This is a genomic window from Spongiibacter sp. C9W (genome assembly GCF_057370015.1).
Genome location: NZ_CM170672.1, coordinates 2,607,555 through 2,620,577, shown reverse-complemented (window position 1 = coordinate 2,620,577; position 13,023 = coordinate 2,607,555). Strand labels below are relative to the sequence as shown.

Sequence of the window (13,023 nt, the reverse complement as noted above, 5' to 3'; positions counted from 1 at the left end):
ATTGCCCGTCAGAAACTCGGGACAATCTGTGCTCTGTCAATTTGCTCGAATGGCAACAAGTACTCGTGACCATCGAGCTGAATAACAACTTCATCACCCTCAATCGCGACTAAGCGACCTTGGAATTTGCGCCGCCCTTCAAAGGCGATGCGCAAGCGAATATTAATATCACTGCCAATATACTCAGCGTACTGCTCCAAGCGATACAAGGGGCGATCCATACCCGGCGAAGACACTTCAAGCGTGTACTCACCAGTAATCGGATCCTCGACATCCAAAACACCGCTCACCTGATGACTGACTTTGGCGCAATCATCAACAGAAATACCGGCCTCTGTATCAATATAAATGCGAAGCATGCTGCGCTTTGCGTGGGACTGGTATTCGACTCCCCACAACTCAAAGCCCAAGGCTTCAATACCCGGCCTTAGCAATTCTTCTAGCTTGTCGCGCTGTGCTGACAAATTAATTACCCACCAATAAAAAATGGGCCCTAGGCCCACCATCGAAATTTCCTGTCGACCATCGCAAACTACACCGCGACGATACGAAAAAGCCCCTACGTAAGGGGCTTTTAAAAACTTCTATAAAAGCAGATGAGTCGCCCTACGCACCCGATGACGGAAACTCTCACCACCACCAGAACTGACCTGCTCCAAGGAGGCGAAATTATAGACAGTCACCCGAACCAGGTCAAGATAAACACAGGCAAATACCCACATACAGACGCACAGTCATGGCGACAACGGGGCATAAAAAAAGGGAGCTGCCTTGCAACTCCCTTTTCGGTATTTGGTGCCGAAGGCGGGACTTGAACCCGCACGAGCTATGCTCACTACCCCCTCAAGATAGCGTGTCTACCAATTCCACCACTTCGGCTTTATTACTACTTACTGCCCCTGGGGCATGTCGCTGTCGCTCATCGCCGGCATGTCCGACGCAGCCGCCTCAGGGAGGTCACCCTCAGGCACTGGAGCCACTTCGCGACTCTCCTCCAGAACAGGTACATCGATGATATCTTCACCAACGACACTGCGCTGCTTGGCCACATAAGCCAACGACAAACTGGTTACAAAGAACAGTGTTGCCAGGATCGCGGTCGCGCGGGTCAGCACATTACCACTACCATCGCTGCCAAACAACGTCTGCGATGCACCCGCACCAAAAGACGCCCCCATATCGGCACCCTTACCCTGCTGAACAAGGATCAAACCGATAATGGCCAGCGCAGCCAAAACATGTACAACTAATATAATTTGTTCCATTTACTCCGCCGCCCGACATATTGCGGAAAATTCCTGCGCATTCAACGATGCGCCACCGACCAAGCCACCATCGATATCAGCCTGGCTAAATAACTCAGCAGCATTCGCCGCTTTTACACTGCCGCCATAAAGAATTCTCATCTCACTTGAGAGATTGGCATCTTTTTCGGCAAACACGCTGCGAATAAACGCGTGCACTTGTTGCGCCTGCTCCGGGGTGGCGGTCTTACCTGTACCAATTGCCCACACCGGCTCGTAAGCCACTATTAAGGAACCCAAGTCTGCCACTGACAGCTGATCCCACAGCGCATTAAGCTGGCGCGCAACCACTTCTAGGGTTTGCCCGGCTTCGCGCTCAGACTCCGACTCCCCCACACACAGCACTGGCGTTAAGCCTACATCGAGAGCGCGCTTAACCTTTGTGACGACAAGCGCGTCACTTTCACCATAAAGCGCCCTGCGCTCAGAGTGCCCGGCAATCACATAGCGACAACCGACATCGGCCAACATGGCTGCCGACACCTCACCCGTGTATGCACCTTCACCGGCGTATTCACAGACATTTTGGGCACCAACGGCAACCGGACTTCCCTTGAGCACCTTAATCGCGTCGTTGATATAAACCGCGCTGGGGAAAACGGCGATATCAACTCTTGGCTCAGAGGGTAATTCAGCTTTTAGGGCAGTCAGCAACTCACCGATAGCCGCACGATCTCCGTGCATTTTCCAATTACCTGCTACCAGTTTGCTCCGCATAGCACTTCCCTTAGCGCAAAATGGGCGCCAATCTTACATAAACTTATACACACATACAACATCAGCTTGCCAAGCTTTCGACGCGCTGCGCCAACTGCTTGCAGAGCCGCTGTACCTGCTGCTCGTCATGTCCTTCAACCATGACGCGAATCAACGGCTCGGTGCCCGAGGCACGCAGCAATACCCGCCCTCGATCACCCAGCTCTGCCTCCACATCAGCAACTGCCGCCTGCAACGCGGCGTCACTCAGGTCGAAGGCACCCGCTGTACGAACGTTTATCATCACTTGCGGCAACATCTGCAGTGGCGCGCGCAAGGTGGAGAGCGAAGCGGATTGTGTCTGCATGGCTTTCAGTACTTGCAGCGCAGCCACTACGCCATCGCCGGTGGTACTCACATCCGAGCAAATAATATGCCCCGAATTTTCACCACCCAGCGAGAAGCCTCGCTCATTCATTAATGCCTTCACGTAACGATCGCCGACGTTGGCGCGCTCAAAGGGAATACCAAGCTCGCCAAGCGCGAGCTCCAAGCCCAGGTTGGACATAAGTGTTCCCGCCACACCATCACAGCGACCCGTGCGACGGTGTTGATCCGCGGCAATGATGTACAGCAATTCATCGCCATCGACTAGCTCGCCTTTGCTGTCGACAAACAATACGCGATCGCCATCGCCATCAAAGGCAATACCCAAGTCGGCCTTCTCTGCCACCACGCGCTCGCACAGCGCTTTGGGGTCGGTCGAGCCATATCCGGCGTTAATATTTAAGCCATCCGGCGCCGCACCAATAACTACGAGTTCGGCCCCCAGCTCGGCAAACACCGCTGGCGCCACATGATAGGTCGCGCCGTGGGCGCAATCCAAAACCAGTTTAAGGCCGCTCAGGGAAAGGTCGGAGCCGACCGTCGATTTGCAGTATTCAATATAGCGGCCCGCTGCATCATCTATGCGCTTGACCTTGCCCAGCGCCGACGAGTCGACGGTGGTCATCGGCAGGTCCATCGCCGCTTCGATTGCACTTTCAAGCGCATCGGGCAACTTACTGCCTTCAGCCGAAAAGAACTTGATACCGTTGTCGTAATACGGATTGTGGCTGGCACTAATAACAATCCCTGCGCGCCCCTTAAAGGTACGGGTCAGATAGGCAATCGCCGGCGTTGGCATTGGCCCCAACAAACGCACATCTACACCTGCCGCCACCAAGCCCGCTTCCAGCGCAGACTCAAACATATACCCCGAAATCCGCGTGTCCTTACCAATTAACACTCGGCTGCGGCCTTCTTTTGCAAACACCTGGCCAACCGCCCAGCCGAGCTTCAGAACAAACTCGGGAGTGATGGGAAACTCCCCCACTCGACCGCGCACACCATCAGTGCCGAAATACTTTCTTGTCATTATCAGAATCCTTTTAGCGCTGCGGCGACGGCTAAGGCATCGGCCGTTTCAGCGATATCGTGGGCACGAATGATGGCCGCGCCGCGCTCGGCAGCGAGAGCAGCCAGGGTGATACTACCGGGCATGCGATCAGCAACTGCTCGTCCGGTAATATCGCCCACCATAGACTTGCGCGACACTCCCACCAACACCGGATAACCCCAGGCGCACAATTCCGGCAGGCGGCGGAACAAGGCCAGGTTGTGGGCTAGCGTCTTACCAAAGCCAAAACCGGGATCCAGCAGTAAGCGCTCCGCTGGTATTCCCGCTTCGGCGCAGGCGGCTACGCGTTCACGCAAGAAGGCCTCTACCTCAGTGACGACATCCTCGTACTGCGGTTGACGCTGCATATCCCCCGGTTCGCCGCGCATATGCATCAAACAAACCGGCAGGCCGGAGTCGGCAGCAGCCGCCAGCGCCCCCTCGCGACGCAAAGCCCGCACATCATTGATCAACCCAGCCCCCGCCGAAGCGGATTCGGCGATCACAGAAGCCGTGCTGGTATCCACCGAAATCACCACATCAAACCGCCGCGCAACCGCTTCTACCGCAGGCAGCACCCGCGCCATCTCCTCAGCCTCTGAGATCGGCGCCGCGCCAGGGCGCGTTGATTCACCACCAATATCAATCATGCTGGCACCGGCGCGCAGCGCCGCATCAACCTGGTTCAGCAGGGTATCGAGGTGCAAACCGCCATCACGGAAATAGCGCCCGCCATCGGAGAACGAGTCGGGAGTGACATTGATTACCGCCATTAACTGCGGTTTCGAGAGGTCTAAAACGCGATCGCCACAGCTCAGCTGTGGCGATTCGGGAATCTTCGATAAAGCCATCGGGATCAGTGATCGCTTACCGAATCAACAAAGGGGTCTTCGGGGCCGCGCTTGCGTGGCTGCTCGGCGTCTTCTTCCGCTTCGTCATCCACCACCGGGCGCTGTTGGCCGCCGCGACGATTCTGGTCGTCGTCCCAGCCCGCTGGGCTGCGTGGCTTGCGCCCCGCCATAATGTCGTCGATCTGCTTGGCATCGATGGTTTCGTACATCATCAATGCTTCAGCCATCATATCCAGCTTACTGCGATTTTCTTCCAAAATGCTCTGCGCCTTGGCATAGCACTCATCGATGATGCGTCGTACTTCCTCATCGATCTGTCTGGCTGTCTCGCCGGAGACACCCTTGCCAGGCTGAGCGGCAGAGCGACCCAAAAAGACTTCTTCGTCAGCATCGTCGTACATCAGTGGGCCCATTTTTTCTGACAGGCCCCACTTCGTTACCATTTTGCGCGCGATGTCGGTGGCGCGCTGAATATCGTTCGACGCCCCGGTAGTAACGCCGTCGGCACCCAGCGTCATCTCCTCAGCGATACGACCGCCAAACAGCGAGCATATCTGGCTGATAATGTGGCGACGGCTCAGGCTGTAACGATCTTCCTCTGGCAAGAACATGGTCACACCCAGGGCACGCCCACGCGGAATAATACTCACCTTGTAAACGGGATCGTGCTCAGGCACAACGCGGCCAACAATGGCATGCCCGGCTTCGTGGTAAGCGGTATTGAGCTTTTCCTTCTCCGACATCACCATCGATTTGCGCTCGGCGCCCATCATGATCTTGTCTTTGGCCAGATCAAACTGCTCCATACTTACCAAGCGCGAGTTGGCCCGCGCGGCAAACAGCGCCGCCTCGTTTGCCAGGTTCGCCAGATCAGCACCCGAGAAACCCGGCGTACCGCGAGCAATAACGGCGGCATCCACGTCGTCACCGACCGGTAATTTGCGCATATGTACTTTCAGAATTTGTTCACGCCCGCGAATATCGGGCAAGCCAACCACGACCTGGCGGTCAAAACGCCCGGGGCGCAACAGCGCTGGATCAAGCACATCGGGGCGGTTCGTCGCGGCAATAACAATAACGCCGTCATTAACTTCAAAACCGTCCATCTCGACCAGCAGCTGGTTCAGGGTTTGCTCACGCTCATCGTGACCACCGCCCATACCGGCGCCTCGGTGGCGGCCGACGGCGTCGATCTCATCGATAAAGATAATGCAGGGTGCTTGTTTTTTGGCCTGCTCAAACATGTCCCGCACTCGCGAAGCACCCACACCAACAAACATCTCGACAAAGTCTGAACCGGAAATCGAGAAGAAAGGGACTTTCGCCTCACCGGCAATCGCCTTGGCAAGCAGGGTTTTACCCGTTCCCGGGGGGCCAACCATCAATACGCCGCGAGGGATACGGCCGCCCAAGCGCTGGAATTTTCCGGGGTCGCGCAGGAACTCAACCAACTCCTGTACGTCTTCCTTCGCCTCATCAACACCGGCAACGTCAGCAAAAGTGGTTTTAATCTGGTCTTCACTCAGCAGTCTGGCCTTACTTTTCCCAAATGCCATCGGGCCGCCTTTGCCGCCACCTGCGCCACCTTGCATCTGGCGCATGAAGAACATAAAGATCGCGAGAATAATTAAAATTGGGAAGCTGGCAACCAGCAACTGCGTCCACAGGCTTTGCTGTTCAGGCTTGCGCCCTTCTACAACAACATTGTGCTCCAGCAGGTCGTCAATCAGCTTGGGATCATCAAGCAAGGGGCGAACGGTTTCAAACCGGCTATTGTCGTTACGCTGGCCGCTAATGACCAAGCCGTCGATCACCACCTTTTGCACACGCTCATTTTGCACTTCAGTAATAAACTGGGAGTAATTGAGCTGCTCAGTAGGCGATTGCACGCTGAAGTTATTAAATACTGTCAGCAACACTGCGGCGATAACCAGCCACAATAATAAATTTTTAGCCATGTCGTTCAAAAACCGATCCTCATATCGCACGCTGCGCTAAGCCAGTTGGCCAGGCGCACAGACCTAGACCCCACTCTACTACAGAAATTCCACGCTCTCTACGAACAAATGGCCGCAGCACCATTAGGCCTTGAGGCCACGCCCCAGCAAATAAACTTCACGCGAGCGCGGCCGCGATGCCGCAGGCTTGCGCGTTATCACCTTATCAAAACGGCTGCGCATGTCTCGAAAATACGCCTCGAAGCCTTCGCCCTGGAATATCTTTGTTACGAAATCGCCTCCAGGGCGGAGCACATGGGCCGCCATATCAAGGGCCAGCTCACATAAATACATAGAGCGAGGCTGATCCACGTCCTTCACTCCACTCATATTGGGGGCCATATCGGAAATTACAAGGTCGGCCCGCTGATCGCCCAGCGCGGCAAGCAGCTCGTTGAACACCGACTCTTCGGTAAAATCACCCTGAATAAACTCAACGCCAGCCAGTGTATCCATCGGCAGAATGTCTGAGGCCAACACGCGCCCTCGGTCGCCCACCAGCTCTGCCGCAACCTGGGACCAGCCACCCGGCGCGCAACCCAGATCAACAACACACATCCCAGGCTTTATTAGGCGGTCTTTTTCTTGAATTTCCAGTAACTTATAACAGGCGCGCGAGCGATAGCCCTCCTTCTGGGAGCGCTTCACGTAGTGGTCATCAAAGTGCTCTTTAAGCCACGCACCACTAGAAGAAGATCGTTTTGCCACCGCATTTCCCTTTTTTGTAAGTAAACGGGCCAAGCCCCAAAACGGGCGTATCGCTAACAGTATACCTTTCCCGTACAATAACGCTCCCGTAAACCAACACAGCTAGATACCTATGGAATCACTCACCGCCAGCGACAAAAAACATCTGCGCAGCATTGGCCACAAACTCAACCCTGTTGTGATGATTGGCGACCGAGGCTTGAGTGAAGGTGTGGAGCAGGAACTGGAGCGGGCCCTGGAGGACCACGAACTGATCAAGGTCAAAGTCAATGTTGCCGACCCAGGCGAGCGGCGCGAATTGATCGACCAACTGTGCAAGGGGAGCCGCGCACAGCTGGTACAGGCTATCGGTAAAATAGCGCTGGTCTACCGCGCCGCGAAAAAGCCCAACCCGCGCCTGTCAAACTTGCTGCGCGCCTAAATCGGCGCGCTGTACGGCGCTATTCTGCGAGGTGTTGCACCTGGTCGATTTCGTATTCGATGTCGCCACCGGGAGCAGCAACTACCGCCACATCACCCTCTTCCTTACCGATCAAGGCACGCGCAATCGGCGACGTGACAGAGATCTTACCCGCCTTCACGTCGGCCTCATCTTCACCAACAATGCGGTAGGTTACCTCTTCGTCGGTATCGCAATTGATCAACGACACGGTGGTGCCAAAAATCACCTTACCGGTACAGGGAATTGTGGTGATATCAATCACCCGCACATTGGATAGCTTGCCTTCAATTTCCTGAATACGACCCTCGCAGAAACCCTGCTGCTCACGCGCAGCATGGTATTCGGCATTTTCTTTCAAGTCGCCGTGCTCACGGGCCTCGGCAATTGCCTGAGTAATGCGAGGGCGATCAACCGTTTTCAGGCGCTTGAGCTCATCGCGCAACGCCTGCTCACCGGCTACCGTCATCGGGGTTTGCTGACTCATTTTACCAACTCCTCATGCACATCTTGCAGGCGACGCACCGTGCGCTCAGCGCCGAATACCAGCGCCTGGCAAATGGCTTCCGCCCCCGCCAGCGTTGTGGTGTAGCTCACCTTATTCTGCAGAGCAGAGCGGCGAATCAGCGATGAATCGGCAATCGCCTGCTTACCTTCAGTGGTATTGATAATCAGATCAATATCGCCATTTTTGACCATATCGACAATATGCGGACGCCCTTCCATTACCTTGTTCACGCGCTGGCAAGCCAGGCCCGCATCAGCCAGGACTTTGTGGGTTCCGCGAGTCGCGCACAGCTCAAATCCCAACTCCAGCAACTGCTTCGCCACAGACACCACACCCGCTTTATCTGGGTCACGCACCGAGATAAAGGCACGACCTTCGGTTGGGAAAACCTCGCCAGCACCGCGAGCCGCCTTGGAGAAGGCCTCTGCGAAGCTTTCGCCCAAGCCCATAACCTCGCCCGTCGACTTCATTTCGGGCCCGAGAATCGGGTCGACACCGGGGAATTTATTGAAGGGGAAAACCGCCTCTTTCACCGAGTAGTAATCGGGCACACGCTCGGCGGTAAAGTTTTGCTCGGCAAGGCTGGTACCCGCCATACAGCGCGCGGCCACCTTGGCCAAGGACAGGCCAATACACTTAGAGACGAAGGGCACGGTACGCGAAGCGCGCGGGTTGACCTCAATCACGTAGATCTCGCCATCCTGCACTGCCAGCTGCACGTTCATCAGGCCGACAACGCCAAGCTCCAGGGCCATGCGCTTGACCATTTCGCGCATTTTGTCCTGCGTTTCGGCATCGAGCGAATACGGCGGCAGCGAACACGCCGAGTCACCCGAGTGAACACCCGCCTGCTCGATGTGCTGCATAATGGCGCCAATCACCACCTGCTTGCCGTCTGACACGGCATCGAGGTCGACCTCTACTGCCGCATTAAGGAAGTGATCCAGCAGTACCGGCGACTCGTTGGACACCTTCACTGCTTCGCGCATGTAGCGCTCCAGTTCTTCCTCTTTGTAGACAATCTCCATGGCGCGACCACCCAATACATACGATGGGCGAACAACCAATGGATAGCCAATTTTCTGCGCAGCGGCCAATGCCGCCTCTTCAGAGCGCACTGTGGTGTTGGGCGGCTGTTTGAGGTTCAGGCGCTCAATCATTTGCTGGAAGCGTTCACGGTCTTCAGCGCGGTCAATCGCCTCAGGGCTGGTACCAATAATCGGCACGCCGGCAGCCTCGAGGTCGCGGGCCAGCTTGAGTGGAGTCTGCCCACCAAATTGCACGATCACGCCCTTGGGCTTTTCTTTCGCCACAATCTCCAGCACATCTTCAAGCGTTACTGGCTCGAAATACAGGCGGTCGGAAATATCGTAGTCGGTAGAAACCGTCTCGGGGTTACAGTTCACCATAATGGTTTCGTAACCGTCTTCGCGCATGGCCAATGCCGCGTGCACGCAGCAATAGTCAAATTCGATGCCCTGACCGATGCGGTTTGGACCGCCACCGATAACCAGAATTTTTTCGCGCTCGCTTGGCTGGGCTTCGCACTCTTCCTCGTAGGTTGAGTACATATACGCCGTGGACGTAGCGAACTCTGCCGCACAGGTATCCACCCGTTTGTACACCGGCAATACGCCCAGTGCGTGACGGCGGGCGCGCAACTGCCGCTCGCTCACTGCCAGCAGCACGGACAAGCGCTGATCGCTGAAACCTTTGCGCTTGAGGCGACGCATAAGCGCTTCGTCAATATCCGACAGCGCCACCTTCTTCAGGGCGTTTTCAGACTTAACAATGTCTTCAATCTGCACCAGGAACCAGGGGTCGATCCACGAGTGCTCGTACACCTCTTCCACCGACATGCCAGCACGGAAAGCATCAGCCACATACCAAATGCGCTCAGGGCCGGGGTTGGTCAGCTCGGCAATCAACACATCGCGAGCATCGTCGCGATCGACATCAATCTTGTGTTCAAAGCCGGCAGAGCCTACTTCCAGACCACGCAGTGCCTTTTGCACGGACTCCTGGAAGGTGCGGCCAATCGCCATCACCTCTCCGACCGACTTCATCTGCGTATGCAGCTTGGTCTGTGCTTCGCCGAACTTTTCAAAGGTAAAGCGCGGAATCTTGGTCACGACATAGTCGATGCTCGGCTCAAATGACGCTGGCGTTGCGCCGCCGGTAATGTCGTTTTGCAGCTCATCGAGGGTGTAACCCACCGCCAACTTGGCAGCGACTTTAGCAATTGGGAAGCCAGTGGCCTTCGAGGCCAATGCCGATGAACGGGACACCCGCGGGTTCATCTCAATCACCACCAGGCGACCGTCTTTCGGGTTCATACCAAACTGGACATTCGAACCGCCCGTTTCAACACCGATCTCACGCAGCACCGCGCAAGAGGCATTCCGCATGATTTGATATTCTTTATCAGTCAGAGTTTGCGCGGGAGCGACGGTAATCGAGTCACCGGTGTGCACACCCATCGGGTCGAAGTTTTCGATGGCACAAATGATGATGCAGTTGTCATTGCGATCACGCACCACCTCCATTTCAAACTCTTTCCAGCCGATCAGGCTTTCATCGATCAACAGCTCGTTGGTGGGCGACAAATCCAATCCGCGGGTACAAATCTCCACGTACTCTTCTTTGTTATAGGCAATACCACCGCCGCTGCCGCCCATTGTGAACGACGGACGAATAATCGCCGGGAAACCGATGGAGTCGAGAACTTGCAGCGCCTCTTCCATGCTGTGTGCAATCGCAGAGCGCGGCGTTTCCAGGCCGATACGCTTCATCGCTTGATCGAACAACTGGCGATCTTCGGCCATGTCGATGGCGTCTTTCTTGGCGCCGATCATCTCTACGCCGTATTTCTCCAGTACGCCTTCGCGATCCAGGTCCAGCGCACAGTTCAACGCTGTCTGCCCACCCATTGTTGGCAGCAGTACATCGGGGCGCTCTTTCTCGATGATTTTTTCAACAGTCTGCCAGGCAATCGGCTCAATGTAGGTGGCATCAGCCATTGCCGGGTCGGTCATGATGGTAGCCGGGTTGGAGTTCACCAGAATAACGCGGTAACCCTCTTCGCGCAGCGCCTTACAGGCTTGCGCACCGGAGTAGTCAAACTCACAGGCCTGGCCGATGACAATCGGGCCGGCACCCAGGATCAAAATGGATTCTATGTCGGTTCTTTTGGGCATGTTGTCTCCGCTTTACGCTCAGCGAGAGCGGCTACTGCCGCCCCCGGTTGCGCAGGACGCAATCCGATAGTCTCAACCGGCCTTCTTGGCCTGGATTAACTCAATAAAGTGGTCAAACAAGGGCGCAATATCATGCGGCCCCGGGCTAGCTTCTGGGTGTCCCTGGAAGCCAAACGCAGGTTTGTCATTGCGCTCAACCCCCTGCAAGGAGCCATCAAACAGCGACTTGTGGGTCACCGTCATGGTCGCCGGCAAGCTGTCTTCATCAACGGCAAAGCCGTGGTTCTGACTGGTGATGTGTACCACCTTGGTTTTTAAGTCCTGAACCGGATGGTTGGCGCCGTGGTGGCCGAACTTCATCTTCATGGTCTTTGCACCTGATGCCAACGATAGCAGCTGGTGCCCCAGGCAAATTCCGAAGACCGGCAAGTCGGCGTCGAGAATGTCTTTGATCGCAGCGATGGCGTAGTCACAGGGCTCTGGATCGCCCGGGCCATTGGACAGGAAGACCCCATCGGGATTCATCGCCAGTACATCAGCTGCTGGCGTGGTTGCAGGCACCACGGTGAGGCGACAGCCGCGGTCGGCCAGCATACGCAAAATGTTGCGCTTTACGCCGAAGTCATAGGCAACAACATGGTGAGGCAAGTCGTCATCGCCCAGGACTTTATGACCCTCGCCCAGCTGCCATGTGCTTTCGCGCCACTCATAGCGCTCGGCAGTAGTCACTTCTTTCGCCAGATCCATGCCTTTCAGGCCTGCAAAGCCCTTTGCCAATTCCAGTGCTTTGGCTTCATCTTCCGCGCCGAGGTCATCACCGGCCAGCAGACAGCCACCCTGAGCACCCTTGTCGCGCAGAATACGCGTCAGGCGGCGGGTATCTATCTCGGCGATGCCGACTATATTGCGCGCGCGCAGATAGTCAGACAGGCTTTGCTCGCTGCGGAAACTGCTCGCCAACATGGGCAAATCGCGAATAACCAGGCCCGCAGACCAAATTTCTGCAGCTTCTTCGTCTTCTGAGTTAACGCCGGTATTGCCGATATGGGGATAGGTCAGCGTCACGATCTGACGCGCGTAGGAGGGATCGGTGAGAATCTCCTGATAACCCGTCATGGCGGTATTGAACACCACCTCCCCAACCGAGTGCCCGTGCGCACCGATTGCAACACCCCGAAAAATACTGCCGTCTTCTAGGGCGAGTATGGCTGTAACCGTCAAGATAACCTCCTGGATCAGACTTGCGGCCGAGAGTCACCGCCGACAGCCGTCGGAACGATAACCAGGGAACCACAGAGGAAAATACGCGTGCAAAAAAGCGAGATGCGGTGAATCCCCATCTCGCTTTTTTACGGGGTCTCGGGTGATTAAACCCGGCGCCCAAATCTGAAAAGAAATTTTACGCGAAGTTGGCAGCAGAATCCACCGCGACCGACACGCTCACGGTGTAACTATTACCCTTTGAGAGCCGCGACCATCTCCGCGGGCGCATCGACAGCACGCCCCAGCTCGGGAGAAACCATCAGATGGGCCGTTTTCGCCACCGCCACCGCGCGGCCAGAGCTCACATCGCTGACTCGGTAGGCGATATCAAAACCGCAGCGATGAAAGTCGCTGGCGGCAACATCAAAGCGCAATACCTCACCGTAATGCGCCTCGCTTATGTAGCGCACCGCCATATCTGCATTCACCATACCCAGGCCATCGTCACGACCACCCTCGCGAACGCCGCGGCTTGCCAGGAAGCGCCCGCGCGCCTCGTTGAGCAAACTCACCAAGGCATCGTTACCCAGGTGATTGCCAGCGTTAATATGGCTGCGCAACAAAGCAATATCGGTGCTGAACGGGAAGGTCTCGGGCACCGCAAACTCTAGCTTTGCCATCG

Annotated in this window: 12 protein-coding genes and 1 tRNA gene; 1 reads left to right on the top strand and 12 read right to left on the bottom strand. The window is 56.0% G+C overall.

All coding sequences use genetic code 11. From position 1 onward, the window contains the following. Positions 1 to 8 precede the first annotated feature (8 nt). From rimP to rlmE, 8 genes are all read right to left on the bottom strand, one after another. Positions 9 to 464, bottom strand: a complete 456-nt coding sequence (rimP, locus tag AC2Q8J_RS12435; protein ID WP_486451429.1) for a ribosome maturation factor RimP — start codon at positions 462 to 464, stop codon at positions 9 to 11. Between the two features lie 329 nt (positions 465 to 793). Beyond that, positions 794 to 879: transfer RNA gene (locus tag AC2Q8J_RS12430), tRNA-Leu, on the bottom strand. An 11-nt stretch (positions 880 to 890) separates the two neighbouring features. Next, positions 891 to 1,265 (bottom strand): preprotein translocase subunit SecG, encoded by a 375-nt coding sequence (gene secG, locus AC2Q8J_RS12425; RefSeq protein ID WP_204996153.1) that lies wholly within the window; start codon positions 1,263 to 1,265, stop codon positions 891 to 893. Continuing rightward, positions 1,266 to 2,021: a triose-phosphate isomerase gene (gene tpiA / locus AC2Q8J_RS12420; RefSeq protein WP_486451428.1), complete on the bottom strand. Its 756-nt coding sequence runs from the start codon at positions 2,019 to 2,021 to the stop codon at positions 1,266 to 1,268. It abuts the gene before it with no gap. Between the two features lie 61 nt (positions 2,022 to 2,082). Further along, positions 2,083 to 3,417, bottom strand: coding sequence for a phosphoglucosamine mutase (gene glmM, locus AC2Q8J_RS12415; RefSeq protein ID WP_486451427.1), 1,335 nt, complete (start codon positions 3,415 to 3,417; stop codon positions 2,083 to 2,085). 2 nt (positions 3,418 to 3,419) lie between these two features. Beyond that, on the bottom strand, positions 3,420 to 4,289 hold the full coding sequence (gene folP, locus AC2Q8J_RS12410; protein WP_486451426.1) for a dihydropteroate synthase: 870 nt from the start codon (positions 4,287 to 4,289) through the stop codon (positions 3,420 to 3,422). A gap of 5 nt (positions 4,290 to 4,294) precedes the next feature. Continuing rightward, the gene (gene ftsH / locus AC2Q8J_RS12405; RefSeq protein ID WP_486451425.1) at positions 4,295 to 6,247 is read right to left on the bottom strand and encodes an ATP-dependent zinc metalloprotease FtsH; all 1,953 of its coding nucleotides are present in this window, start codon (positions 6,245 to 6,247) and stop codon (positions 4,295 to 4,297) included. A gap of 123 nt (positions 6,248 to 6,370) precedes the next feature. Continuing rightward, positions 6,371 to 6,994, bottom strand: a complete 624-nt coding sequence (gene rlmE, locus AC2Q8J_RS12400) for a 23S rRNA (uridine(2552)-2'-O)-methyltransferase RlmE (protein WP_204996149.1) — start codon at positions 6,992 to 6,994, stop codon at positions 6,371 to 6,373. A gap of 112 nt (positions 6,995 to 7,106) precedes the next feature. Here rlmE and yhbY point away from each other — a divergent pair, with 112 nt between their 5' ends. Then, positions 7,107 to 7,415, top strand: coding sequence for a ribosome assembly RNA-binding protein YhbY (yhbY, locus tag AC2Q8J_RS12395; protein WP_027874158.1), 309 nt, complete (start codon positions 7,107 to 7,109; stop codon positions 7,413 to 7,415). A 19-nt stretch (positions 7,416 to 7,434) separates the two neighbouring features. On the opposite strand, the gene greA is transcribed toward yhbY, so the two are convergent. The 4 genes from greA to AC2Q8J_RS12375 all read right to left on the bottom strand — a co-directional run bounded on the left by greA (position 7,435) and on the right by AC2Q8J_RS12375 (position 13,021). Then, positions 7,435 to 7,920: a transcription elongation factor GreA gene (gene greA / locus AC2Q8J_RS12390; RefSeq protein ID WP_204996147.1), complete on the bottom strand. Its 486-nt coding sequence runs from the start codon at positions 7,918 to 7,920 to the stop codon at positions 7,435 to 7,437. Beyond that, a complete protein-coding gene (gene carB / locus AC2Q8J_RS12385) occupies positions 7,917 to 11,138 on the bottom strand; it encodes a carbamoyl-phosphate synthase large subunit (protein WP_486451424.1) in 3,222 nt (1,073 codons plus the stop codon). Before carB ends, greA begins: the two co-directional genes overlap by 4 nt. Before the next feature lie 72 nt (positions 11,139 to 11,210). Further along, the gene (gene carA, locus AC2Q8J_RS12380; protein ID WP_204996145.1) at positions 11,211 to 12,359 is read right to left on the bottom strand and encodes a glutamine-hydrolyzing carbamoyl-phosphate synthase small subunit; all 1,149 of its coding nucleotides are present in this window, start codon (positions 12,357 to 12,359) and stop codon (positions 11,211 to 11,213) included. Positions 12,360 to 12,592: 233 nt separating this feature from the next. Continuing rightward, positions 12,593 to 13,021: an acyl-CoA thioesterase gene (locus tag AC2Q8J_RS12375; RefSeq protein WP_486451423.1), complete on the bottom strand. Its 429-nt coding sequence runs from the start codon at positions 13,019 to 13,021 to the stop codon at positions 12,593 to 12,595. Positions 13,022 to 13,023: the final 2 nt, after the last annotated feature.